This is a genomic window from Neobacillus sp. DHD-1R, assembly GCF_057747995.1.
Genome location: NZ_CM173232.1, coordinates 729,682 through 754,836, shown reverse-complemented (window position 1 = coordinate 754,836; position 25,155 = coordinate 729,682). Strand labels below are relative to the sequence as shown.

Sequence of the window (25,155 nt, the reverse complement as noted above, 5' to 3'; positions counted from 1 at the left end):
CCCTCCTACACTTTTCCGACAGTATTTAATAACTCCAGCGAACGGTCGTAAGCCTGGAGCACTTTTTGATTTGCTTCATACAGGCGCACGTTCTCCATCATATTGGTCATGGTCATCGTCGGATCGACATTTGAACTTTCAATCATTTTATGGTGCAGCTGTACACCTGCAGGTAAACCGGTCAAGAATGGCGGGTTTTGACCATCCAATCTGAAAATCCCATTGCCTTCTTTCACCAAGTCATTGGGATTTTGCACCTGAACTAATCCGATCGTGTCGATGACTTTTCTGGCAGCCGGATTGTCTGGATTCACGGTAATATCGCCGTTGGCATTGATGGCAACCTCACTTGAAGCTAGTGACGGATCGGCTTGAATGGGTTGTCCTTGCTGGTTTAGCACCTTATTCCCTTCTAACGTCACAAGCTGTCCTGTTTCATCGACAGTAAATCGGCCGTTCCGTGTGTAGCGAATATCACCGGCTGCATTTTCGACGGCAAAAAGGACACTCGGCTTTTGCCCATTTTCGAGCGGCAAGGCTCTGTCATCAATCGCTACATCAAACGGGTTATTGGTTGTCACCAAATCTCCCTGCAGAAAACTCGAAATATTTTCTTGGGCATAAACGCCCTGCTGCATTGACCCAATAAATGAAAATCCTGGTGTGTTTCCGACAGGACTCGTTTTTGAATCATTGATTCGCTCGAGAAAAACTTCAGGAAAAGCTCGTAAGCTAGTATCTACCTTTTTGTAACCAGGTGTTTCGATATTGGCGAGATTATTTGTTAACGCCTCTTGCCGCCTTTGTATGGCAATCATTCCGGAAGCTGCCGTATCAATTCCTCTTAGCATAGTTGCCCTCCTCTTTACTGAATAAGTAATTCCGTTGTATACACATGAGAAATTTCCCCATCGGTGAATCGTTGATTTAATTGATTTTTCACCTTTTCCTCGAAGGCTTCAATATTTTTAAAATCTTCCTTTTTCGATTGAGAGAGGATTTTGATAATATCACTTTCGATGATCGGAATGATTTTTTCGGCTTGCTTCTTCGTATCCTTTGAATCTAGTTCAATCGAAAACTTTACTTGGATCAGATTTTCTGAATTAAGATTCGTGCTAATTTGGTTTGTCTGAATTGTTTGGTCAGCCAGTTTATCCATGGCAGCGGCTTCGGCTTTGGCTGGGTGTGTTTTCGTATATTGGTAGTAATATAGACCGCCGGCGATTAATGCAATAAGTGTCACACATGTAAAAAAAACTCTCATAAATTTTTTCATTATGCCCTCCTATGTTGCTCCATTAGGGAACTCACAAGTAGAGGTCAATCAATAATCCTCTTATTTCCCCTATACTATCTAATAAACGGATATTTTCATCTTCTTGTTTAACCATTTCTTGTGAAAGTTTTAGCAATTTTGTGTCAACCTCTTTTATTACTTTTAACTTTCGTTCCCTACTAGACGAAGATGAAAAAGATGTCGTTTCTTCTAAGGAGAGGCCATATTTTACGACCTCCTGTAAAAAGGATTTTATTAACCGTTTATATTCATGAAGATCTTTTAATGATCGAGACCGGTTCAACCGCTCTCCTTGTTTCGTAATCCCATCCAAAAGGGTGCTTAAATGTTCCTTGGCAACGCTCGTTTGTTTTTCGGTCAAAACGTTTTGAAAAGACGTTGATTCAGTTGATTTTGTTTCTTTTTGGGAAAAGGAGATTTCTTTTGGGATATTAAATCCTTGACCAACTTTCAAATCCAAACACCACCATCACGGAAAATATTATTGTCGAAATTTGTAAACTTCAATACAATGAGATTATAAATTTTTCAGAAAAAAAAGGAAAGGAGAATTTCATGACTACCATTGTCGGTCTTATCATCGCACTTATTGCCATCGGGGTTGGAATGGTATTAAAAGGGGTATCTCTTAATGCCTTTGCAAACCCAGCCGCCTTTTTAATTATTTTTGGTGGAACCATTGCTGCACTGCTTGTTTCTTTTCCTTTTAGTGAAATTAAGAAATTCCCTAAATTATTGCAAATCGCCTTTTGGGAGCCCAAGCTGCCAACCCAAACGGAAGTGATCGACATGATGGTGGAATGGTCGATTGTGTCCCGAACAGAAGGTGTCTTAGCCTTAGAAGAAATTGCCGAATCAGTCAAAGATCCCTTTTTAAAAAATGGCTTGGAAATGATCATTGACGGCAGTGACCGAAAGCAAATGGAAGAAATCTTATTCGACGAATTAGACGCGGTCGCGGAAAGACATAAGGTTGGCAGCTTAATATTCAGCCAAGCTGGCACATACGCTCCAACATTAGGGGTTTTAGGTGCTGTGGTCGGCTTGATTGCCGCATTAGGGAACCTAAAGGACATGGATAAATTAGGCCACTCGATTGCTGCCGCCTTTATCGCCACATTTTTAGGTATTTTTACGGGATATATGTTGTGGCATCCGATTTCCAATAAATTAAAGCGGATTTCTAAAAAGGAACAGGACATCAAGGTGATGATGATCGATGGCTTGCTGGCCATCCAAGATGGGTTAACTCCTAAATTAGTCGAACGAAAACTATCTGTGTATTTACCTTCAACGGCACGTTTAAAGCAAGAGCAGAAGCAGGAGGCAATGATCAGTGAAGAAGCGGAGATCGCATAACCACGACGACGAGCATGTTGACGAAAGCTGGTTACTTCCCTACTCGGATCTTTTAACATTACTATTGGCATTGTTTATCGTCCTGTTTGCGGCAGGGACAATCGATAATGCGAAGTTCCAGCAAATTGCCATTTCGATGAATAACGCCTTAAAAGGCGGCGGAAACAGCCTGATTCTAAAAGAAAATTCAGGAATCTCTAAAGAAATAGAAAAAGCGAAAACAGAGTCAACGAAACAAGAGGAAACAGAGAAATTACAGAATTTAATGGGACAAATTGAGAATTATATTAATGAACGAGGGTTAAACAAGGTTATTACGATAAAGGACGAACCAAAAGGGATTAAACTTTCGTTGAAAGATATGATTTTATACGAATCAGGAAGCGCCGAGCTAAAGGGAGAGTCTCTTACCATCCTCGCCGATCTCTTGGATTTAATTAAGCAAGTGCAAAACCCGATCAGCATCGAGGGTCACACCGATAACGTTCCGATCACGGGCGGCCCGTTCAGATCGAATTGGGAATTATCCTCAGCCAGGGCCTTATCTGTTCTTTATTTTTTCGAGCAGAAAGGAATTCCCTCCAACAAGTTACAATTTGCTGGTTTTGGGGAACAAAAACCGATATACCCAAATGATACGCTAGAACATCGACAAGCGAATCGCAGAGTGGATATCACTATATTAAAAACAGAATAATGGTACAATCAATATCAAGGGCAAACTTATTGAAAAATAAGGACGCAAAACTAGAGGGGCCTCTGCCGCACTGACAAGGCCAGCCAGTTACCATCAAACAAAGGGGATCTGATTGATGTCAAAAAGTTATTGGCTTACACCAGAGGAAGCTATTCAAAGAAAAAAACGAAAAAGAAATCTTACTTATGTCTGCATTATGCTCGGTACCATTGTCTTAAGTGCTTGTGTCACCATACTTGCTAATCATTTATATTAATTAGAAAAGCGCAAGCGCGCTGGACCATTCTTAACGTTCAATGTTATAAATTCTTAAATTTAATCAATTCCATGAATCGTACGATAATGGCAAAACCATTGAAAAATGGTGACGCAAAGCTTAGGGGCTAATGTCACGCTGATGTGATTATGCTTGCCAGCTTCCGAATACGGACTCCGACGATTTGTGATACTAAAGGGAGTGGAATGATGAGTATTAATGTATTTATGTCAAAATCCAAACGCGAATGGCACTTTTTTAGATTACGCTACCATCAATTATTACTAGATAGTTGTTTAGATTGTGATCTAAAAAGTAAAATAGAAAGAAAAATTTCCTATCATAAAATGAAGATTACCTCACTAGTTTAATAGGCACTTTTATATACATAAACATAAAAAAACAGTTACGACGCGTTGTCGGAACTGTTTTTTTATGAATTGAACTTAGCGGAGCGTTGAGTGGGGTCTGACCCCCTGATGACGTTTCGCTTTTTTCAAGGTATTTAACCCGATTCGATAAAGGCCAATCCCTACTAATGCCCCTGTGCTGTCAATTAACACATCTTTTGCCTGCGGGCCTCTGCCTGAGACAAAAATTTGATGAACCTCATCTGAAATCGCATAAAGAACACAGATGCTCATGGCGAGGATAACGCTCTTGAATCCGTAAATCCGGCTATTCCTCAACGCAAAAAACACCCAGATAGCAAGCATGAGATAGATAAAGAAATGAGCATTTTTCCGGACAATATGATCCAATCGATCAATACTAAGATCCGTTAGAGGGGTAACACGCTTAACCGTTTCGATCACGACTTTCGTAACTCCCTTGCTTAACTTATCTGAATGGACGGCAGGCTGCGCTGAAAAATGAAAAATGAGCATCATCCATAGGATGACGATGACCCACGGTAGAATATATTTAAGTTTTTGAAAATAAGCCATGCTGAATATCCTTCCCTTTAACCTTTACATTTACTTTTTATCTTACCATAATCATGAATAGGACCAAATCGTTATTTCAGGCTCTTTAAATGGAAACTTTTCTATGTACAGAATGTTCCAGCCTACTTTATTGCGATCCTCCATTGAGACATCGAAAAAACACTAGTATAATGGGAAAATATGAAGTTTATAAACAGATACTTTACTAATTTACAGTATAGGGGGAGCACATGAAACAGGAAGGTTCCAGATCCATCGCCCTGCCGCTGACGATTTCCATCATTGCCATCTCGTTTTCGGCTATTTTTGTGAAATGGTCTGACGCGCCGGCATCTATTTTGAGTATGTATCGGATGTGGTTTGCCAGTATTTTAATGGTACCGATCGTTTGGAAAAAACGCGATGAATTTAAAAAAATAGTAAAAAAAGATTGGTTCTTTTTATTTTTCTCCGGCTTCTTTTTAGCCTTGCATTTTATGCTTTGGTTCGGGTCTTTGAAGCTGACGACGGTCGCAAGTTCCACCATCATTCTGGCCTTGCAGCCAATTGTTTCCTTAGTCGGCGGTTTTTTCTTGTTTAAAGAGAGAACGACCCTTTCCGCCTTGATGACAATGGGCATTGCGATTGTTGGTGCGATGATGATTGGCTGGGGTGATTTAGCTTTAAGTAAAGATGCGATAATGGGGGATCTTCTTTCATTCTTCAGTGTGATCTCAGTGGTTGGCTATCTATTGATCGGTCAAACGATTGTCAAAAAAGTCTCGCATTGGATTTATAGCTTTTGTGTCTTTTTCGCAGCGGCTATTTTTCTGACCATCTATAATCTGGCTGCAGGGGTTGAAGTGACCGGCTATCCGGCCAAGGAATGGGGCATCTTCCTTTTGCTCGCCACTGTTCCAACCGTCAGCCACGTGATCAATAACTGGCTATTAAACTATGTCAATGCCACAACCATTTCGATGAGCATATTAGGCGAACCCGTCGGCGCGACGATTTTGGCCTTCTTTATCTTAAATGAAAGCCTCGTCGGTTCGCAAATTGCCGGCGGCCTGCTCGTTTTGCTGGGTGTCTTTTTCTTCTTGAGCCAACAGCAAAAGCCGATTCCACACGCAGTCAAAGAAGGCACATATAATTAAAACACCTGAAGACCCTTAGAACATTGCTCTAAGGGTCTTTTTAATGTCATTTAGTTATGTGAATCCGGTCGATTCCACACAATTTGGCGATCCAAGTTAGATTAAAACTAATTCTTTTATCATCTACTATTTAGGCATCGTATTCACAATCAAGCCAATATGGGTAAAGTAATTCATGACTCCGAAAAGAACAAAGATAACGCCGGCAATAGTCAACAAGAAACGGATTGTTTTTACTAACTTTACGTTTGGATTAGCTGTTAAGACAAATGGGAATAATACTGCCCCAATTCCTGTGATTGCATACAATAAAGAAATAAACACGGCTTCAACCATTGGATAATCGGCTAAGAGACCAGAAATTGGTTCTTGTGGCGGTGCGGCAAATAACTGGAATCTTACACCAGCGAAGGCGATGGAAATAAGCGCAAGTCCCATTGCTGCTCCAAAATATGATATCGGTTTGATTAAGGTTGGAATTTCTTTCATTAACATAGCTGATACAGCCTTAGGATCATTCATATCAATACCTTTTTTAAAATACATCGTTGATTTTCTCCATAAAAGGATGGAAACAGCCAATAGTAAAACACCAAATCCCAGGGTTGGCTCACCAAAAATAATATCATCAAATGGGAATCCTACCTTTGATAACGGCCATGTGAAAATCATGTGTGCACCCGTAATTGTTAAGATAAAGCCTGGTACTCCAAAACCAAGTGCCCATCCTTCCAATTGGGCAATTTTATGTTTTTTCAAGTGAGAAAAAAAGCGAAGAATTAATAATATTGCAATCCCAGACGCAACCGACATAATCGTGTTATACACTGCTGATACAGACCAATCAATAACCATAAAAAATACCCCCTATTATTTATCTTGAATTAATTTATTTTTATTTCGAGATAATAGTAACTCTAAATAAATAGGTTGTCAACATTTTCTATTAAAAAATAATTATTTTAAATAACAAAAAAAGGGGTCAGACCCCCGCTAGAGTAAAGCTTTAAAGCGGCGGGGGTCTGACCCCAAACATAAATTAACCAAACTTCTTAGCTTATGCCTTTTGATGATTGGGTGAATTAACAGGCCAATTGGGCTGTTCGCCTGATAATACTTTGTGAACCTCCATGGCCGCATGTAATGCCATTCTTGCCATACATTCTTCTGTATTGGATGCAATGTGGGGTGTAAGGAGACAATTTTCTAATTGGAATAATGGATGATCTAAGGGCAGTGGTTCCTGGGCGAAAACATCCAAAGCGGCTCCCTTAATTTCCTTATTTTGTAATGCTTTGATTAGGGCCGGTTCATCAATTAGTTCTCCTCTAGCGAGATTGATCAAAAAGGCTGATTGATTCATTAAACCCAATTCGTATTCGCCAATGCTCCCTTTTGTCTGATCATTTAAGGGCATATGAAGAGTAATGATATCCGCTTGTTTAAAAATTTCATCACGCTCAAGAATCTTTATATTTGGAAATTCTGCTAGTTCTTCTGGAGTGATAGTAGGTTTAAAGACTAATAGTTCCATACCAAAGGCTTCTGCTAGTTTTGCAACCATCTTGCCAATCCGGCCAAATCCTAAAATACCTAATTTCTTCCCCTCTAAATCCATTCCCTTATGGTGGTTTTTGTAGAAAAAGTCACCTTCGGACATTTTTTTATTCACATTCAGGATATTCTTTGCAGCCGTTAAAATTAAGGTAATCGTGGTTTCCGCTACTGTTTTGGCATTAGATAAAGGCGTATTGGTGACCCAAATTCCCAACTCCTCTGCCGCATGAATATCGACATTGTCGAAGCCCACTCCATGTCTTGCTACTATTTTCAAATTGGGACACGCCGCCAATATCCTCTTGTTAATTATCGAAGTTCTTAATAAAATAGCATCGCAATCCTTCCCCTCGGCGATGACGGTTTCTTCATCGGCAGCGGATCCAATCTTTATTTTATAACCCCTATCTAACAAATAGTCTTTTCCTTCTTGGGCAATATCCTGTGGGATTAACACCGTAAAACTCATTTAAGTCTCTCCTTTTAAAAATGGGGTCAGACCCCCGCCAGAGTAAAGCTTTAAAGCGGCGGGGGTCTGACCCCAAAAACTGCTGTTTATCTCAACAGTTCGATTCTCACATACGTTTGTTTAAACAAAAAGCGCGATAGGCTGTTTCCCCGGCCAGGGTGATTAACTTTTCCACATTAGAAATCGCTTCCGACAGCGGCATCGGTTTAATCACCGTATCTAACACTAAATCAATTCCATGTTGATATACTTCGTGCAAATCGTAATCAGCGCTTCCAACAATGGCGACAACCGGAATCCCATACTTTTTCGCAAGCTTCGCCACCCCAATCGGAGCTTTTCCGTTAAGGGATTGATTGTCCATTTTACCTTCACCGGTGATGACAAGGTCTGCTCCAGAAAGATGGGCTTCCAAATCCAAGATTTCGAGGATCTTGTTAATACCACGAGCGAGCTTCGCATCGCAGAATGCCATTAGACCAAAGCCCAGCCCTCCGGCAGCTCCTGCACCTGCTTCATTCGCAAGATCAATCCCTAGTTGTTCCTTGATTGTTTCACTATAGCGCTTGAGAATGTCATCTAACCGTTCCACATCTTGCACAGATGCGCCCTTTTGCGGTCCATACACATACGAAGCCCCATTTTCACCACAAAGCGGGTTAGTCACATCGGATAAGCCAATAATTTGCACATCCGCTAATCGCTTATCTAATTGAGTTAGGTCGATCGTGGCAATGTCTTTAACCCCATTCGCTCCAAATCCTACTTCCTGACCATGACGATCTTTAAAAGATCCACCAAGTGCCTGGACCATGCCCACGCCGCCATCATTGGTAGCGCTTCCGCCTAGACCAACAAAAATTTTCGTTACACCATGGTCAAGAGCTGACTTCATTAATTCTCCTGTCCCATAGGTGGTCGTTGTTAATGGATTTTTCGTTTCGTCATTGACTAAATGCAAGCCAGATGCTTGTGCCATTTCAATAATCGCAACGTCCCCGTTCATTAATCCATACTTGGCGATAATTTTATTTCCTGCCGGACCGACGACCTCGACTTGCCGGTATTCCCCCTGGCAGCCCAGAACGAGACTATCAACCGTCCCTTCCCCGCCATCGGCAATCGGAATCTTGACAATTTCAACCTCTGAATCAATCCTTCTGATTCCTTTTTCAATAAAATTTCCTACTTCTATGGTGGAGGCACTTCCTTTAAAAGAGTCCGAAGCAATGACTATTTTCATCTCATTTTTGCCCCCCTTCCTGTCCATTTCCGTTAAATGATTCTAAGCGGTTCTTAAAGTAACCCTGCTTCGATCATTTGTTTCTTCATATTTTCTAATACGGGCCCTTTCGATGCTTGACTTGGCTTAATAGACATGCCCACATCTAATCCCAGTAAATTGGCCATATCTTTAGTTGCCACAGGGAAGCTCGCTGCATCCTGAGAAAGACGAACTGGATTTAATAAGAATTGAGCTTCCAAGGAACCTGCCACATCTCCTGCTATATATTTTTCATAGATAGAAGTGACTAATGGTGCAAACATATTAGCGGTTGAACAAACACTGCCAACCGTTCCGATACACAAACCAGGGAAAACGAGTGTGTCTTTACCAGCCATGACTTTAAAATCGATATCTCTTGTCCGTCTTACATACTCACTTAACAACGTAAAGTCGCCGCTAGAGTCTTTTATCCCAACAATATTTTCAACCTCGCGTGCTAGTCTCTCCACTAAGTCTACTGTCATCGTATAGCCGCCCACTCTGCCGGGGTTGTTATATAGTAACACAGGTGTGCTTGGAACAGCATCAGCAACGGCTTTAAGATGATCGTATAGTTCGTCAAATGTTGGTTTTAGAAACATGGGTTGGAGGATGGAAATGCCATCTGCCCCGCTTTCTTCTGCCATTTTTGCAAGCTTGATGGCCTGTTTTGTACGAATGGCGCCAATTCCGAAGAATACTGGGACACGGCCATTTGCTTGGTCCATCATAATGTCAAAGCCGCGTTTGAGTTCTTCATCGTCAAACATGTAAAACTCTCCGTTGCTTCCAAACGCTAAAATTCCATGAACCCCGCCATCAATAACATGGTCCACCATAAAACGCAGCTTTTTTTCGTCAATCCGTTCTTCGGCATCGACGGGTGTAATAATTGGAACAATAATGCCTTTAATAAAATCTGTTTTCACGATCAATCCCTCACTCTCTCTTAAAACTGCTTTAACGCACATCTACGGATTATTTCTTGCTTTGAATGGTAATATTGTTAAGCTTTTCAAAGTATTTTGCAATGCTTGAATGATCTTCTTTTTCATAACCATCAATTTTAAGTGCTTGAAGAATCTCCATTGCTTGTGAGGTAAATGGAATCGAAGCATTGATTTCATGTGAAGTATCCAAGGCATTTTGTAGGTCTTTGATATGTAATTCCACCCGGAATCCAGCTTTAAAGTTTCGATCTAACATCATCGGAACTTTGGCATTCATAACATTACTTCCTGCTAAGCCGCCTTTGATAGCTTCATAGACTAATTCAGGATCCACGCCTGCTTTGGTTGCAAATGTGAGTGCTTCACTTACGGTTGCAATGTTTAAAGCAACGATCATTTGGTTTGCTAATTTTGTAATGTTTCCGGCGCCCGCTTCCCCAACGTACGTAACGGAACCGGCCATTGTCATTAATAAATCATAGTATTTTTCAAAGACTTCCTTTTTGCCTCCAACCATGACCGCAATTGTACCAGCAATCGCTCCAGGTTCACCACCGGAAACGGGTGCATCTAAGAAGTCCACTTCATATTTTTCTAATGCTGCAGCAAATTCACGGCTAGCGACTGGAGAAATAGAACTCATATCGATCACTGCTTTACCGGTTGAAAGTCCTTCAGCCACGCCATTTTCCGCAAACAAGGCACTTTTTACATGTGGAGAATTTGGTAACATGGTGATGATGACATCCGAATGTTCTGCTACTTCCTTACCATTTCCTGCTACATTTGCACCAACAGCTGTAAGCTCATCAATGGCGCTTTGATTAAAGTCAAATACAGTTACTTCATACCCAGCTTTTACTACATTTTTTGCCATTGGTTTTCCCATAATTCCTAAGCCGATAAATCCAATTTTCATTTTACATAATCCCCTTTCTAGGTTTATTCCTATCCATGTTCATGTGAATGCTTTTCGTAAAGTTTTAACTGTGATAACGTTTGTTTATTTTTTCACATAGTCAGTACTTTTCACCTATTTGACCAAACCATAAGAGGCTTCTAATATTTGGAAAGGACCCAAGCTGCTATGAAAAATTTTTTACTTACACTTATTATTTTAGGCGTTTTCAGATTTTTTGATATATTATAGGTAATAGGATTTTTTGTTTTTATAAAAGGATTTTTATTACACATAACATATTTATTTCAATAACCAGCAAGGAAAGTGATCAACTCATGGATATTTCCCCGCCTTTAGCACAAGTCATTGTTTCTGACATGAAAAAAATTATCAACCAAGAACTAAATTTTATGGATATCACCGGGCTGGTGATTGCCAGCACCGACCCAAACAGGATTAATACCTACCATGAAGGGGCAAAAAGAGTAATCTCAACAAAAGAAGACCTGATCATTGAAGCTGATGAACAATTTAAAGGCACAAAAAAAGGCATAAACCTTCCAATCTATCTTGAAAAAAAGCTAATTGGGGTTATTGGGATAACCGGAGAAAAAGACGAAGTCGTTAAATATGGGCAAATCATAAAAAAAATGACCGAAATCCTCATTAAAGAAGCATGGGTAAAGGATTATTTCATTCAACTATGGGAAAATTATCGGACCATTATCGATTATTTACTTTTTAGCACTGACTACGAGGAAAGCAAATTTACTTTTTCCAATATGTTTGAGATAAATTTGCAGTCGCCCAAAAGGGTGGTGGTGGGCAACTTGATGCATCCAACTAACTCCCCACACCATAAACTGGAAAAAATCCATCGTTTACTTGATAAATATTTCACGAGTAAACAGCAAAATATTTATACGATCAAAAATGATGAAATCATCATGATGATCGATTATACCTTCGAGCAAGACTTGGAATACAGTCTTCGCCAATTAATCAAAGAGGCAGCAGAATCACTCCAGATTCCCTTACTATTTGGCATTGGTGTCACTACTAGTGAGACCATCACCCATAAGCAGTCCTATGAGCTGGCCAAAACCACCATTAATTGGGCAAAATCATTTGCGAACCAGGGGATTTATTACTTCAAGGATCTTGATTTAGGATTAATTTTACAACATACCTCCCCAAGTGATAAAACTTACTTTATCGACAAAGTGTTAGCCGATTTGTCTAAGGATGAACTAACCGAATTCAGCCGCATCCTCGAGGTCTATGGAAAAAATAATGGCAGCATCAACAAAAGCGCGGACGATTTATTTATTCATAAAAACACCCTTCAATACAAGCTCAATAAAATAGATAAGCTGACAGGCTACAACCCTAGAAATATCGACGATTACGTGGTTTTAAAATTGGCATTTCTTTTGTATAAGATGAGTTAGCGAAAGCGTCAGTTGAGCGACGTACACTAGTCGCTGGGCAATTTTTATCTATACATAAATCAAGCTATTCTCCGATCCATTATGATCATGACTGATCATAATGGCGAAAAATAGCTTCATTTAATGGGACTCCGTCTTAAGATTCAAGTAGTGAATTTCGCTCATTCACTATTTTTTGTAAAATCCCGTTTTGTCCACCGCAAGGATATTCGATCGCACAAGGAACAGATTCAGGGAATATCCGTAAAATTGATTGAATAGGCAGATCTCCTGTTTCAATATCCGCTAAGGTAATCCCCGCTTCGGTCTTTTGAATATTTTTAATATGAACATACTGCACAAACGGCTTTAATAGTTCTGCGCTTTCAGCTGGAACTTCATTAATATAAACAAAGTTTCCAGTATCGAAGGTGAGACCTAGTGATAAGTCAAATGCAGCAGCCTGTTCCATAACGGCCTTCAGCTTTCTGGCACTGCCTTTTTCGATCGTTTGGTCATTTTCAATCACTAATTTTATCGAAAATCGTTGGATCAACTCGGCGATTTGCTCAGCCTGTTGTTTCGTAAGGTTGTCCAGTTCTCCCAATGTCAACTTCACTTGACGTGCCTGCAATGCTTGCGCTTCCTGGAAATATCCTTCCACTACTGGATTTACTTCATTCGCTTTAAATAACTCATCCGGCACGGAATAAAAAAGCGTCAATTGCTCTTGCTTTGCTTTTGCCGCAATTTGAGGGATTTCTGCTTTAACATCGTTGAAATATTCTCTTCGAATTTCAATCGTGTGAATCCCGGCTGATTTTATTTCATCCATCACGTCCTCTTGGCTGATGGTTGGATTTTCATCGAACACCTGTTGATAAGCTAACGTATTTAAAACCACTACACGTGTCATACTCTACACCCTTTTTCTTTTTCTATAAGAGTAACATGAAGACTATTGATTGAAAAGGCGGCTGAAACCTTCCAATTTAAAAATCACAGTATGCAGATCGTAATTTTTTTAATATTTTTACTTTTATCCTTAATGCTATATTAATATCTTGTTTCGGATTGGATGATAAAAGGTGTGATTAGATAGCTGATGGGAAAAAGAAGGTGGTACTTTCTGTTTTAATATTTCAATATCATTTATCATTTTTTTGAATATTTTTTCTTTCAAATTCCCCATTCACATATGGGTTGGGCTATGGTACTATCAGTACGGTTTTGGAATTACATTTAAGGATTACCTTCAGATAGATGCTTAAAGTCATGCCATCATGCTTTTCCAAAATTAAGACTCTAATGATTTATAGCGAGGTGTATGATGAGAGAAATAGAAAATGTTCAAAGCGAAAATATCGAACTTTTAAAGGAAATTATTCAGCTTAGAAGTAATTTGGATGAATTATACCTTGAAAAAGGGCCAGCAAGTACCGACTATATTTCGCTTTCCATCGAACTTAATTTACTCACAAAGGAATACTTTACAGAAAAAAGTTTACATCTGAATAACATGTGAACAACATAATGGTACCACCCTATTTGAAAGGGTGGTTTTTTTTTAATAAAAATTAGAATTTATAAGTTTTGGCTTCGAGAATTGTCCAGCTCCAGCGCCCTAGCGGCTAGTGTCCTTCGCTCTCCGCCCTACGATAAGTCAACATCGAATCGCTACTGCTCTTCGTGTTTCCTTTATCTCAGTTGGAGCGCTCCAGGCCATACGCCGCTGACCAGGGCGCTTCCGCTTTTCTTAGTTATCATTAAGAATCGGCTGATCTACTACATCCGCATCGACCGTATTATTTGAACTTATTCCAGTAAACGTTAAGATCTGGGCTCCTGTATTGGCAGATCCAGAACCAAATGCACTCTTTGCAGCACTTTTTGGAGAAACAAACACCGCACCACCAAATTGAACAACGCCCCCGGAAACCGTATTAATATTAACAGCCATCTAAAACATCCTTTACAGTTTAGTAACTTAATCCACTTTATGCATACTCACTAGATTTGGTTCATTTGACCGGCATCGTCGATTCAAAAGGCTCTCTGAATAAACCAGACAAGCCCAAAACTCAATATTCCAATCGACGTTCCAGGTATCAGCCAGTTCATTTTCTTTATTTTTGTCAGCAATAACAGAACGGGTATGGCCAAGGAAACGATAATCAGCTGACCAATTTCAATCCCTATATTAAAGGACAGGAGCGATGCGGCCATCGATTCTGGATCCAAGCGCATTTCGGATAAAATGCCTGCAAAACCAAAGCCATGGATGAGCCCAAAGCCAAATGCAAGCCACGGTTTATGTTTTGGCTCTTTATTAAAAATATTGATGAGGGCGACATACACAATACTAAGTGCAATTGCTGACTCCACAAATTTAATTGGCAGGGAGACAATTTGGAACGTAGCAAGAGCCAAGGTGATACTGTGCGCAATCGTAAAGGCCGTGACAAATGAAAAAATATGACGGAAGGTTTTTACCCCGAATAGTAAACTTATGACGAATAAAATATGATCATTGCCCGTAAAAATATGCACTAATCCAAGCGAAATAAATTGTTTCATATTCTGGAAAAAGGTTACCTGGCCAATCTCTAATTCTCTCGATTCGTAGGTGAGAATCTTTTCTTGCTGCTTTCCATCCATTTTAACCGTGGCCAAGTTGGCATGGCTTGGATCAGAGTCATCGAGAAAAAGATTATAATTGACTATTAGTTTTTCAGGCTTATGCTCGAGTTCATAGGTCATGTTCATCACCGCGTACTGGCGATTCCCAATCGTTTCAACATCCGACTTTTTTATACTTCCTTCAATTTGGACGCTATCAGCATATAGCTTGATGTGGGAATTGATATAGGTTTGCACAATGGTAGCATCGATTGGTTTAGTTGGGTCGATTTCCTGTTCAAGTGCATGCCCTAATTCCTCAAGATCGACTTTCAGTTCATAATCCAGTGCGTTATCCTTCACCTCTATCAAGGAATAGCCCTCACTGTTATTCGTATGAGCAGATACTGATGAAGAAAATAAGCCGCTCACCGTAAGCAAACTAAGTAAACAAGTCATGACAAGTTTTTTCATAAATAATGCTCCCCATCCATTCCTCGATTATGTAGAAAATAATTGAAAGACGAGGAGTTTTTACATTCCTCGTCCTCTTTACTCTTATTTATTAGTTTTCACAAAAATTGGGTTAGAATAGAACCATAGATCGGTCCATGGATTCTCACCGCGAGGGTCTAATGTTGGTTCTAACTGGTCTGTGCTGGTTCCGCGTAAGCGAATGTAACTATCTTTATTCACATCTTTTAACTTATAAGAGATGGTGATATAGTCACCGTCTTGCTTCCAATCTTTTTCTGTGAAACGTTTAACAACTTTTGTGGTTGGATTGACAGCCGTAGAACGATCTTCCACCTTACCGGTCACTTCACCGACAATTAAGTCGACACGTTTTACTTTTGGATTATCGCCATTGGCATTTTTCGCATTTGGATCTTTCAATCGAATCGTCACCGTTACATCACTTGCTTTCTTGCCTGGTAAGGTCAAGGTTTCACCGATTGAAGCTGTATTCCCTTTCGCCACAGCATTCCAAGGCGTTTTTCCTTTAGCTTGAGCCTTGACATCAAGTTCGGAGATAAGGTCGCCGGTAGTGACGAACACATTACCATTGCGTAAGCCTTCCATAATATCCTTATAATCTTTATCTGCTTTTACATATGTTTTGGAATATTCACCAGGCCAGAAGTCACTTCCGCCATCGCGCCAGTTGACGTGGGAATCAGATGTTGACGTGATCCACCAGTGTCTTCCTTCTCCTAACATCGAATCCCATAAACCGCCGACTTTAGCGGACATTTGATCAAATCCGCCCATAGTTGGTGCCGCCACATTTCCGTATCCACCGCGCGCACCATTTGGATCAATCGATCCATCCTTATTGATGGCACCAGCTTGGTGGCCAGGTGCCCCTTCAAATCCTACCGAAACATTCGGTGCTGCATCGTTCCAATTACGGAATTCTTGCGGTGTATCCTGACCCCACTTCGCATCCCCGCTTGCCGAGCGCGCAGGATGGTTAGCAAATAGAACAGGTGGTTCCTCTAATTGCTTCATATAGTTAAGCGCCGCAATCATATTGGATTCGCTATCACGGCTGTTATCATTCGGATAGGGATCACGTTTATTAAATTGACTTTCGATGCCATAAAGAGTTTCGGACTCCGTATCACTTTTTGGAATGATTAATGAACTGTGGTCGGCTGCTGGTGTATCAAATTCCATGCCGTAAAACTGGAGTAGGTCTGGAACCGCTTGTCGGGATTTAAGCAGTTCAGGGTAAGCTTGTTCCAAGTTTACTTTGGAGTGATTCGGTCCGCCGTGGTCCGTTGACACCATCCAATCAAGCCCGTATTTCTTAGCATTTTCGGCATTTTTTACAATTGGATAAATGGCATCCCCACCTCTAATGGCCTGAGGGGGATTTTTCGTGTTGTCCCAGCCAACACTCCATTCGCTATGTACATGATGATCCCCGGCAAGCCACTTCGCACCATTCTTATTTTCTTCTGAAAGTGTACTTGCTTCCGCTTTTTGATTTTGCCCTACATTTTGCAAGGTCTGAGTTGTAAAAGCAGTTGTTGCCAAAAGAGTTGTTGCAATCAATGGAATCGACTTCTTCTTAAAACGAGATTTCATTCACATTCACTCCCACCCTGTCATTTTACTTACACCTAACATGATAGAGGGCTAATATTGTCCCACCGTGAATTAATTGATAGAAAATTGTAAATTTTTCTAGTTCTTTCCACCTAGGAAATAAGACAAGGGGTCAGACCCCCGCCGCAGTAAAGCTTTAAAGCGGCGGGGGACTGACCCCTGTTTACTATTTACACTATCATCTAATAATTTTAATATTTCCTCGATCAATTCGCTTTTTGATGAGGCGAATCATGAACAATTTGACTACCTTTCTCGTTGGTGGAAAAAGCATCAGAAAGCCGGTAATGTCTGAAATAAACCCTGGCGTAAGTAATAGGGTTCCCCCAACTAAGACACAGATGCCATCTAATACCGCATCACCGGGCATTTGGCCGTTTCTGAGCTGTTCCTGAACCTTACGAATCGTTTGCAATCCTTCCCTTTTCGCTAAATAAGCGCCAATGACTCCCGTCAAAATCATCACGACCAGTGTTGGCCATACGCCAATTGTTTTGCCGGAAAATAGTAATAAACCTATTTCTGCTGCCGGTATGATAATAAGCAAGAAAACTATATAACGCATATGAATCACCTTCCAATCGGCTTGATTTCATGGTAAATCTATGCCAGTTACCCCAATGTATGGGGGTATATCTATATATAATATCATTGATTTTGTGGAAATAGATAGAAAGATGATACAGTAAAGCTTTAAAGCGGCGGGGGTCTGACCCCCTCCTGGGGATTAGCCCCCCTCTTCTATAAATTCCAGGAATTCAGTCACGCCTCGTTTAGTGAATCGTTGTTGTTTTTTGACTAGCCATAGACTTCTTGTGATGGTGACTCCTGTGATGTCAACTTCTCGTAAGGTCCCTTGCGCTAATTCTCTTGCGACTGTTAATCTTGGCAGGATACTTATTCCTAGTCCTGCTTCAACTGCACCTTTTACGGCTTGGGTGCTGCCTAACTCCATATAACTTTCGATTTTCTCTAATATTCCATAATCTCTCAGCGTGTTTTCTACGATCAGTCGTGTCCCTGACATGGATTCCCGCCAGATCATTCGCTCATTTGCCAACTCTTCAATCTGAATTTGGTCACTCCAAACGTGATCGGGGGAACAAATGAGAATAAGCTCGTCGTCCGCAAATTTCTCGACATTAAAATCCTCGTTCTCCACAATTCCCTCCACCAGAGCCAAATCAATCACATCATTTGCTAAATCCTCAATCACACTAGGTGTATTTTTGATGGTTAATGATACTTTGATGTCAGGCTTTTGTTTTTTAAAAAGCCCCAGCAAATTGGGCAATAAATATTCCCCAATCGTAAAAGAGGCACCGACATGGAGGTTTGTATTGTACTCGCCTGTTACCTGTTTAATCAGTTCTTTAGAACGGTTGAAATCATTAATGATCGTTTTGGCAAAGGGATATAATATTTTCCCCGTCTCGGTTACTTTCATTTTTCCGTTCGTTCTGTCGAACAACAAGGTGCCATAAACATTTTCCAACTGATGGATCTGCCTCGTTACAGCCGGCTGCGTCACATAGCTTAATCGGGCCGCTTGACTGATACTACCTTCATCCACAACCAAACAAAACATTTTCAGACTCTCTATGTTCAACGAAAACGACCTCCTAAAATCTGCAAAAATGATTACATCAGTTTACTTGGTATAACAAACCGTTATACCCTATAAATTTGTTGCAATTTACGTTGACGGTATCTTTTGATAACCTAATAGATAGATGGACTTATACATTTACGATACACTATTATTTTGCAGCAAAGAAATAGTTTATTAAAAAAACACCCTTAAAGAAAGAGGAATAAAGATGAAAACACCATGGAAATTACTATTTCAAATCTTTTGGACCTTTTTCAAAATCAGCCCTGTCACATTTGGCGGTGGTTATGCGATGATCCCATTAATTGAAAAAGAAGTAGTAGACAAGCGGAATTGGGTAAATCGGGACGATGTGACTGAGGTATTTGCGTTATCTCAAACCGTCCCAGGAGCGGTTGCGATTAATTCCGCCACCTTTATCGGACATCGAATAGGGGGAATCAGAGGAGCACTGGCAGCCATCATTGGGGTCTCGCTTCCGACATTCTTAATTGTCCTGACGTTAGGGATTTTTTATTTTTTCATCCATGACAATCCAAAAATCGAAGCCGCTTTTGTCGCCATTAGAGCAACCATTGTAGCGATTATTGTTTATGCTGCCATTAAAACGGCAAAAACAGCCATCATCGATAAGACCACCTTTACGATTATGCTCGCAGGGGTTCCTGCCCTGTTCTTTATTCACCCTTTAATAGCCATTTTGTTCGGTGCATTAATAGGCATCATTTCCGTTTTTGTTAAACGAAAAATGGGCCGCACCGTCCCATTCGAACAGGATAAAGATAAGGAAACGGATCAAACCAATAACTATGACTATTTCATGGGTGCTGGTATTTAACAAAGGAGGGTTCAGCATGATCCTGTGGCAGCTTTTTAAAACATTCTTTTTATTTGGTTTCGTGTCGTTTGGGGGCGGTTATGCCATGATCCCTCTGATTGAATCTGCCGTCACCCATAACGATTGGATGACGCCGGAAAAATTAACGAATATCATTGCCATTGCCGGAATGGCGCCCGGCCCCATTGCCGTTAATAGTGCCATTTTAGTGGGGTATTCAACAGCAGGCTTTTTCGGAGCGTTCATGGCTGCAAGCGGGATGCTGCTTCCTTCGATCCTATTAGTGATCATCGTTGCCGCATGTTTCATGAAAGTGCATCATAATCCCACAGTAAGATCTATGTTTTATGGACTAAAGCCAATCGTTGCAAGTTTAATTATCTATGCGGCGCTAAGTTTTGCTTTATCCAATCACTTATTCACCATTGATGTTACCTTTCGTTCGGTGAGTTTATTTCTCATCTTTGCGTTATCCTTATTTGCCCTATTAAAACTTCGGTGGCATCCTCTCCATGTCATTGTCTTGTCAGGCTTAGTCGGCGTTGCGCTCTATTCCTGATACAAAATGGACGAGAATACCTTATTTTTGGATTAATTGTTCTCGGTCATCTGCCTGCGGTGGCTCCTCCAGCCAGCCATGCTTAATCATAAGGTTGGCGCCATCTTCAGCATACAGGGAGATTTCCGGCACCAACGAAGCATATGTCAATGCTATATCTCTTCTCGGACTTGCGGCCATCGCCATTCCATAATTCCCGACCCCGGCAGCAATCATTGCTGAGATATGGAACATCATTATTTTATCTGAAAAAATAGTGGCGGTTGCATCCGAAACGGTTGAATCCCAACTCATTGGAGCAGGCAGGTCCTCTTTTATTAACAATTGACTAAATAGCTCGACATGCTTTTGCGAGATTTGTTTACCTCTTAATAAAAATTGTTTCACCTCTTTATTTTCGGCGGTTTGGGCAAACCCAGTAATGAGTGCCTTTCCAATCGCATTGGTTTGTACATTTAAAAATATATGAGTAATTTCAATTGTAGTAAGAGTTCGCTTTTTCCCAATAAAACCAGCTAAAAAATGCTGTTTCTCAACAAAATCGACCTTATCAGGTGGAGTGATATAGGGAGGTTTAATATAGGTTCCCTGTTTTAACATTAACGCGCGAGTTAAATCCTGCAGTTCAACCGCGGCTTTTAAAACCCGCTTATGAAACATAACGACATCGGGACGGGTGACAAGTCCCAGAGCGGCACTGCTAGCAGCCATCGCAAGGATCGACATTTGCCGTAAATACATACAGACAAATGTATCGGAAAAGAGTTTTGGCGCGGAAGGATTGACATCCTGTTCCGTAAATCCAATCGGGATAGGGAATTTTTCCTTTTTAAAAATCTCCTGCATAATAGAAAGGTTACCTGCAGCGATTTTTAACGTATATTCAATAACAGGTCGAACTTCTTCATCTTCCACCTTTTCTAAAAAGTATGTATTTACACAAAAAGCGAGTGTGTCATTTATATATTGCGTCCATAAGGTAGACATTTCCGCAGCCGTTAAGGGTATGTTTGTTTTATCTTCCATTGAGAAACCTCCTACTGAATTCCTTAAAAATAATATCCCCTCCTGCTTGGAAAAATATATACAAAAAGGACTAATAATAAAATTAGTCCTTTGCGGCGAACGACTCAAACGAGGCTGATTCTTTGGCTCCTTCTTCCTAGCAGCAGCCCTTCAGAGCTTCCAATTTGGAAAGGGATCCTCTTTATTGGTTTCATACTCTTTCATCCTCGAGTATGAGTTTGACAGTTTTGACAGAATGTAACCTTGAGGATTTTGCGTGGGTTCAGGCTCATTGTTTAACTCTTGAATTTTAATAATTGCGAACATATTGGCGATTTGAGCTAAACCTTCAATTGTTTCCATTAAATCAGGGTTGTCATGGGAATTACTTTTAGCGATAGAATAAATATGATCAAGTCTACTCCGTATGTGCTTCAGCGTCTCGAGATCAAATTGGTCTTTTTCCATTTTACTTCACCCCTATTCATAAAGCATATGGTGTAGTAAAGGAAAACGGAACGAAATAAATAAATTAACTGGAGTACGCATATTTTAAGTACCGATTCATGTAACGAAAGGTACATAAATGGCTCTTGGGACATCCACTAGGTTGTATCTTAACATTTATCTCATTATTTTTTGCCGAACATAATCAAGGTGTAAATACATTTGATGGAATGCTTCGAATGGGTCTCGATTGGCCAATGCCTCATAAATGGCTGTATGGTGCTTCAGGGTTCGCTCCCGTTCCCGAACTTTGATTTCACTGTTAATTTTCACAAGCGTGACGATCAAGGAATCAATCATCCCTTCGACAATCGGATTATCGGCACTTAACGCAATGATGCGGTGAAATTCCATATCTGCTTCTCCGTAATTATCGTCTTTACTGTTGGCGATCACATCAATGGTTTCTTTTAAGCGCACCAGCTCTTCATCACTAATTTTTTCTGCTGCAATTGCAATTAGGCCTAATTCTAATGCCATCCGTGCCTCCACCATCGCTTGCAGGTTATCATGGGCTAAGGCTAACATAACAGAAAAGGGATGACTGCTAATTTTATTGTTGAAAAAAGTGCCTTCACGAGTTTTTCGTGTAATAACCCCTAAGAATTCAAGCGAACTGAGGGCCTCACGTAATACAGGACGGCTGACTTCAAGCATCCCCATTAATTCCATTTCCGTCGGAAGTTTATCGCCTGGTTTCAACTGACCACTGCTCAAAAGCTGGACAAGCCTTTCCACCACCTGCTTCGATAACGTAGTTCGATTTAGCGTTTCAACTTTTACTTTTGGTGAATCTTTCATCGTCGGACTCCTCGGTTTTCATAGGTAGATATGCCTTATTATAGTATAGATTAAACTCAAAATGCATATTTAAAAGGAAAAATCGCTGCCTACAACTTGCGGCAACGATCTTTAAATTATCACGATTATTTATATTTTTAGAACCCGGCAGATGCTCTCAGCTGCGAAGGATAAATTTGCTTCCCCGGACACGAGTGCTTCCTCTAAGGAGGTAATTCCTTTTAAAATTCCTACGATCGAAGTAAATCCATTATCATATAATGGCTCAACGCCATCGCCAATTTTACCCGCAAATGCAATAACCGGAATAGCGTATTTTTTTGCGATAGAGGCTACCCCGTATGGTGTTTTACCAAACAAGGTTTGGCCATCAATGCTGCCTTCGCCAGTAAAAACAAAGTCGGCACCCTTGACTCGTTCTTCGAGACACGTATATTCAATCACAAGATCGACCCCTTTTTTTAGATGGGCATCCAGAAAGGCCATTAATCCTGCACCTAGTCCGCCTGCCGCTCCCGCACCATCCAAATGGGCAATATCTTGACCCAATTGCTGCTTAATCATCTCCGCAAAATGGGCTAAATTTCGGTCGAGTACTTCCACAACAGCAGGAGTTGCCCCTTTTTGCGGGCCAAAAATCGCTGAGGCACCATTTTTTCCAATTAGTGGGTTCGTCACATCACAAGCTACATCAATCTGGACGTTTTTAATTCGTTGATCCAACCCACTCATATCAATCGAATGTAATTGAGCTAACGACCCGCCGCCAAACGCTAATTCCTCGCCGTTCCGATCCTTAAACGAAACACCAAGCGCTTGAAGCATCCCTGCTCCGCCATCATTGGTGGCACTTCCGCCGATTCCAATTAGAAACCGGCTCACCCCTTTGTCTAGGGCGTGTTTGATTAATTGACCCGTACCGTAAGTAGTGGTCAGTAAGGGATTACGCTCTTCCGGTTTGATTAATTCTAGACCACTGGCACTAGCCATCTCGATGACAGCTGTTTGCCCCTTTCCTAAAAGACCATATTCCGCCATTACTTTTTCCCCTAATGGTCCGAGTACTTCGGTCTTAATGATCTCCCCATTTGTCATACTAACGAGAGAGTCTACTGTTCCTTCTCCACCGTCAGCCATCGGGACAATCACACATTCCGCATCAGGAAAAACTGTCTTTATTCCTTTTTCCATTGCAAGGGCAGCAGTCTTCGCCGTCATACTTTCCTTAAATGAATCGGGCGCTAGCACAAACTTCATAGTAATCTGTCCTTTACAGTTAATGAGTAAATTTAAACGTGTTCTAGATTCATTTTTAAAAGATGAGGGTGACCCTTCAGCCACCCCTAAAGTTTTAAAACTATTTCAGTTGAAGCGCCCCAGTCCTGTCGTACGCTAAACAGGCGCTTATTCTTCTCTTATTTCTTATCTTACAAGGCAAGGACGTTTGTTATCAAACTGCCAGTTTGGAACGAGGAATTGCATGCCGGCTGCATCATCACGAGAACCTAATCCCATGTTGTTATACATTTCGTGGGCCTTCAAAATTTGTTCCATGTCCATTTCCACTCCAAGACCTGGTTTATCAGGAACCGTGATATCGCCATCAACAATTTGGAATGGATTCTTTGTTAAATGTTCTGTTCCTTCCTGCCAAATCCAGTGAGTATCAATCGCTGTAATATTACCCGGTGCAGCTGCAGCAACATGCGTAAACATCGCAAGCGAAATGTCAAAGTGGTTATTAGAGTGGGAGCCCCATGTTAAGCCCCATTCATTACACATTTGGGCAACACGGACAGAACCCTGCATGGTCCAGAAGTGTGGATCCGCTAATGGAATATCAACCGATTGCAAGGAAATCGTGTGACCCATTTGACGCCAGTCGGTTGCAATCATGTTCGTTGCTGTTGGAAGGCCTGTCTGTCTCCTAAACTCAGCCATCACTTCACGGCCTGAATAGCCATTTTCTGCACCACATGGATCTTCTGCATACGTAAGAATGCCATGCATATCTTTACAAAGCTCAACCGCTTCATTTAAGGACCAAGCACCATTCGGATCTAAGGTAATTCTGGCATCAGGGAATCGTTCTTTTAATGCTCTAATAGCTTTCATTTCTTCTTTACCCTCTAATACGCCGCCTTTTAGCTTAAAATCTTTAAAGCCATACAGCTTTTGCGATGCTTCGGCAAGACGAACAACCGCTTCCGGTGTTAACGCTTCTTCGTGGCGGATCCGGTACCATTCTACGTCAGAATCAGGATTGCTATAGTAAGGTAAATCTGTTTTATTGCGGTCGCCAATGTAGAACAAGTAACCCAATGTTTTTACTTTATCACGCTGCTGGCCCTCACCTAATAGAGCCGCAACCGGTACATTTAAATGCTTTCCTAAAAGATCGAGCAGCGCTGCTTCAATTGCCGTTACCGCATGAATCGTGATGCGCAAATCAAAGGTTTGCAATCCACGGCCGCCGGAATCGCGACCAGCAAACGTTTTTCTCACATTATTTAAGATATTATTATAATTACCGATGGATGAACCAATTACTATTTGTTTTGCATCTTCAAGGGTTTTACGAATCCCTTCTCCGCCAGGTACTTCCCCGACACCAACATTCCCATTGCTATCCTTTAAAATAACAACATTTCTGGTAAAATAAGCACCATGTGCGCCGCTAAGGTTCAGCAGCATGCTGTCACGGCCGGCAACTGGATATACTTCCATTTCGGTTACAACTGGAGTAACATTAACAACTTTCTCTACTGTATTCATGAGTGATTTCTCCAATCTAAATTTTTTATTGGTTGGGATGATGTTTGTTAATCCG

The 25,155-nt window shown here is 40.9% G+C and carries 28 protein-coding genes and 2 riboswitches; of the genes, 8 read left to right on the top strand and 20 right to left on the bottom strand.

Translation table 11 applies throughout. From position 1 onward, the window contains the following. Positions 1-5: 5 nt before the first annotated feature. The 3 genes from AC3ANL_RS03620 to AC3ANL_RS03610 are packed head-to-tail and all read right to left on the bottom strand — an operon-like array spanning position 6 to position 1,754. Entirely contained in the window at positions 6-851 is an 846-nt protein-coding gene (locus AC3ANL_RS03620) for a flagellar hook-basal body protein (protein ID WP_488327905.1), read from the bottom strand. Positions 852-865: 14 nt separating this feature from the next. Beyond that, the gene (locus AC3ANL_RS03615; protein ID WP_488327904.1) at positions 866-1,279 is read right to left on the bottom strand and encodes a flagellar basal body-associated FliL family protein; all 414 of its coding nucleotides are present in this window, start codon (positions 1,277-1,279) and stop codon (positions 866-868) included. A gap of 31 nt (positions 1,280-1,310) precedes the next feature. Further along, complete coding sequence (locus AC3ANL_RS03610; protein ID WP_488327903.1) at positions 1,311-1,754, bottom strand: YaaR family protein; 444 nt, start codon at positions 1,752-1,754, stop codon at positions 1,311-1,313. A 101-nt stretch (positions 1,755-1,855) separates the two neighbouring features. Here AC3ANL_RS03610 and motA point away from each other — a divergent pair, with 101 nt between their 5' ends. The 3 genes from motA (at position 1,856) to AC3ANL_RS03595 (ending at position 3,612) form a co-directional block, all read left to right on the top strand. Then, positions 1,856-2,659 (top strand): flagellar motor stator protein MotA, encoded by an 804-nt coding sequence (gene motA / locus AC3ANL_RS03605; protein WP_488327902.1) that lies wholly within the window; start codon positions 1,856-1,858, stop codon positions 2,657-2,659. Next, entirely contained in the window at positions 2,637-3,356 is a 720-nt protein-coding gene (locus tag AC3ANL_RS03600; protein WP_488327901.1) for an OmpA family protein, read from the top strand. Before motA ends, AC3ANL_RS03600 begins: the two co-directional genes overlap by 23 nt. Before the next feature lie 9 nt (positions 3,357-3,365). Next, positions 3,366-3,451, top strand: a riboswitch (cyclic di-GMP riboswitch). Between the two features lie 20 nt (positions 3,452-3,471). After that, complete coding sequence (locus AC3ANL_RS03595) at positions 3,472-3,612, top strand: hypothetical protein (protein WP_488327900.1); 141 nt, start codon at positions 3,472-3,474, stop codon at positions 3,610-3,612. A 78-nt stretch (positions 3,613-3,690) separates the two neighbouring features. After that, positions 3,691-3,780: riboswitch (cyclic di-GMP riboswitch) on the top strand. Positions 3,781-4,058: 278 nt separating this feature from the next. Here AC3ANL_RS03595 and AC3ANL_RS03590 read toward each other — a convergent pair. Continuing rightward, a complete protein-coding gene (locus AC3ANL_RS03590; RefSeq protein WP_488327899.1) occupies positions 4,059-4,559 on the bottom strand; it encodes a VanZ family protein in 501 nt (166 codons plus the stop codon). Positions 4,560-4,789: 230 nt separating this feature from the next. Between AC3ANL_RS03590 and AC3ANL_RS03585 the strand changes: the two genes are divergently transcribed. After that, a complete protein-coding gene (locus AC3ANL_RS03585; protein WP_488327898.1) occupies positions 4,790-5,695 on the top strand; it encodes a DMT family transporter in 906 nt (301 codons plus the stop codon). A gap of 126 nt (positions 5,696-5,821) precedes the next feature. Here AC3ANL_RS03585 and AC3ANL_RS03580 read toward each other — a convergent pair whose 3' ends face one another. The 5 genes from AC3ANL_RS03580 to garR form a co-directional block, all read right to left on the bottom strand. Beyond that, positions 5,822-6,550: a DUF981 family protein gene (locus AC3ANL_RS03580; RefSeq protein WP_488327897.1), complete on the bottom strand. Its 729-nt coding sequence runs from the start codon at positions 6,548-6,550 to the stop codon at positions 5,822-5,824. A gap of 202 nt (positions 6,551-6,752) precedes the next feature. Continuing rightward, positions 6,753-7,721 carry a hydroxyacid dehydrogenase gene (locus AC3ANL_RS03575; RefSeq protein WP_488327896.1) on the bottom strand — a complete coding sequence of 323 codons (969 nt, stop codon included), beginning with the start codon at positions 7,719-7,721 and terminating at the stop codon, positions 6,753-6,755. Positions 7,722-7,827: 106 nt separating this feature from the next. Further along, the gene (locus AC3ANL_RS03570) at positions 7,828-8,964 is read right to left on the bottom strand and encodes a glycerate kinase (RefSeq protein WP_488327895.1); all 1,137 of its coding nucleotides are present in this window, start codon (positions 8,962-8,964) and stop codon (positions 7,828-7,830) included. A gap of 53 nt (positions 8,965-9,017) precedes the next feature. Beyond that, the gene (locus AC3ANL_RS03565) at positions 9,018-9,917 is read right to left on the bottom strand and encodes a dihydrodipicolinate synthase family protein (RefSeq protein WP_488327894.1); all 900 of its coding nucleotides are present in this window, start codon (positions 9,915-9,917) and stop codon (positions 9,018-9,020) included. A gap of 49 nt (positions 9,918-9,966) precedes the next feature. Further along, positions 9,967-10,857, bottom strand: coding sequence for a 2-hydroxy-3-oxopropionate reductase (gene garR / locus AC3ANL_RS03560; RefSeq protein WP_488327893.1), 891 nt, complete (start codon positions 10,855-10,857; stop codon positions 9,967-9,969). A 317-nt stretch (positions 10,858-11,174) separates the two neighbouring features. Between garR and AC3ANL_RS03555 the strand changes: the two genes are divergently transcribed. Beyond that, the gene (locus tag AC3ANL_RS03555; protein WP_488327892.1) at positions 11,175-12,290 is read left to right on the top strand and encodes a CdaR family transcriptional regulator; all 1,116 of its coding nucleotides are present in this window, start codon (positions 11,175-11,177) and stop codon (positions 12,288-12,290) included. Positions 12,291-12,426: 136 nt separating this feature from the next. Here AC3ANL_RS03555 and AC3ANL_RS03550 read toward each other — a convergent pair whose 3' ends face one another. Further along, the gene (locus tag AC3ANL_RS03550; RefSeq protein ID WP_488327891.1) at positions 12,427-13,185 is read right to left on the bottom strand and encodes a sugar phosphate isomerase/epimerase family protein; all 759 of its coding nucleotides are present in this window, start codon (positions 13,183-13,185) and stop codon (positions 12,427-12,429) included. Between the two features lie 411 nt (positions 13,186-13,596). On the opposite strand from AC3ANL_RS03550, the gene AC3ANL_RS03545 reads away from it, so the two are divergent. Further along, positions 13,597-13,794, top strand: a complete 198-nt coding sequence (locus tag AC3ANL_RS03545) for a hypothetical protein (RefSeq protein WP_488327890.1) — start codon at positions 13,597-13,599, stop codon at positions 13,792-13,794. Positions 13,795-14,025: 231 nt separating this feature from the next. Here the strand turns inward: AC3ANL_RS03545 and AC3ANL_RS03540 are convergent, their stop codons facing one another. The 5 genes from AC3ANL_RS03540 to AC3ANL_RS03520 all read right to left on the bottom strand — a co-directional run bounded on the left by AC3ANL_RS03540 (position 14,026) and on the right by AC3ANL_RS03520 (position 18,612). After that, positions 14,026-14,229: a spore germination protein gene (locus AC3ANL_RS03540; RefSeq protein WP_488327889.1), complete on the bottom strand. Its 204-nt coding sequence runs from the start codon at positions 14,227-14,229 to the stop codon at positions 14,026-14,028. A gap of 83 nt (positions 14,230-14,312) precedes the next feature. Continuing rightward, entirely contained in the window at positions 14,313-15,362 is a 1,050-nt protein-coding gene (locus AC3ANL_RS03535; protein ID WP_488327888.1) for a HupE/UreJ family protein, read from the bottom strand. 84 nt (positions 15,363-15,446) lie between these two features. Next, positions 15,447-16,982: a CehA/McbA family metallohydrolase domain-containing protein gene (locus tag AC3ANL_RS03530; RefSeq protein WP_488327887.1), complete on the bottom strand. Its 1,536-nt coding sequence runs from the start codon at positions 16,980-16,982 to the stop codon at positions 15,447-15,449. A gap of 199 nt (positions 16,983-17,181) precedes the next feature. After that, the gene (locus AC3ANL_RS03525; RefSeq protein WP_488327886.1) at positions 17,182-17,568 is read right to left on the bottom strand and encodes an FxsA family protein; all 387 of its coding nucleotides are present in this window, start codon (positions 17,566-17,568) and stop codon (positions 17,182-17,184) included. Positions 17,569-17,730: 162 nt separating this feature from the next. After that, entirely contained in the window at positions 17,731-18,612 is an 882-nt protein-coding gene (locus AC3ANL_RS03520; RefSeq protein ID WP_488327885.1) for a LysR family transcriptional regulator, read from the bottom strand. A gap of 211 nt (positions 18,613-18,823) precedes the next feature. On the opposite strand from AC3ANL_RS03520, the gene AC3ANL_RS03515 reads away from it, so the two are divergent. Together AC3ANL_RS03515 and AC3ANL_RS03510 are read left to right on the top strand one after the other, a co-directional pair. Further along, entirely contained in the window at positions 18,824-19,453 is a 630-nt protein-coding gene (locus tag AC3ANL_RS03515; RefSeq protein ID WP_488327884.1) for a chromate transporter, read from the top strand. Between the two features lie 16 nt (positions 19,454-19,469). Further along, positions 19,470-20,012, top strand: a complete 543-nt coding sequence (locus AC3ANL_RS03510) for a chromate transporter (protein WP_488327883.1) — start codon at positions 19,470-19,472, stop codon at positions 20,010-20,012. Between the two features lie 21 nt (positions 20,013-20,033). On the opposite strand, the gene AC3ANL_RS03505 is transcribed toward AC3ANL_RS03510, so the two are convergent. The 5 genes from AC3ANL_RS03505 to gudD all read right to left on the bottom strand — a co-directional run bounded on the left by AC3ANL_RS03505 (position 20,034) and on the right by gudD (position 25,100). Continuing rightward, complete coding sequence (locus AC3ANL_RS03505) at positions 20,034-21,038, bottom strand: DUF3231 family protein (RefSeq protein WP_488327882.1); 1,005 nt, start codon at positions 21,036-21,038, stop codon at positions 20,034-20,036. 150 nt (positions 21,039-21,188) lie between these two features. Then, a complete protein-coding gene (locus AC3ANL_RS03500) occupies positions 21,189-21,485 on the bottom strand; it encodes a hypothetical protein (protein ID WP_488327881.1) in 297 nt (98 codons plus the stop codon). A 156-nt stretch (positions 21,486-21,641) separates the two neighbouring features. Continuing rightward, positions 21,642-22,325, bottom strand: coding sequence for a FadR/GntR family transcriptional regulator (locus AC3ANL_RS03495; RefSeq protein WP_488327880.1), 684 nt, complete (start codon positions 22,323-22,325; stop codon positions 21,642-21,644). Between the two features lie 129 nt (positions 22,326-22,454). Further along, positions 22,455-23,582 (bottom strand): glycerate kinase, encoded by a 1,128-nt coding sequence (locus tag AC3ANL_RS03490; RefSeq protein ID WP_488327879.1) that lies wholly within the window; start codon positions 23,580-23,582, stop codon positions 22,455-22,457. A gap of 165 nt (positions 23,583-23,747) precedes the next feature. Beyond that, on the bottom strand, positions 23,748-25,100 hold the full coding sequence (gene gudD / locus AC3ANL_RS03485) for a glucarate dehydratase (protein WP_488327878.1): 1,353 nt from the start codon (positions 25,098-25,100) through the stop codon (positions 23,748-23,750). Positions 25,101-25,155 lie beyond the last annotated feature (55 nt).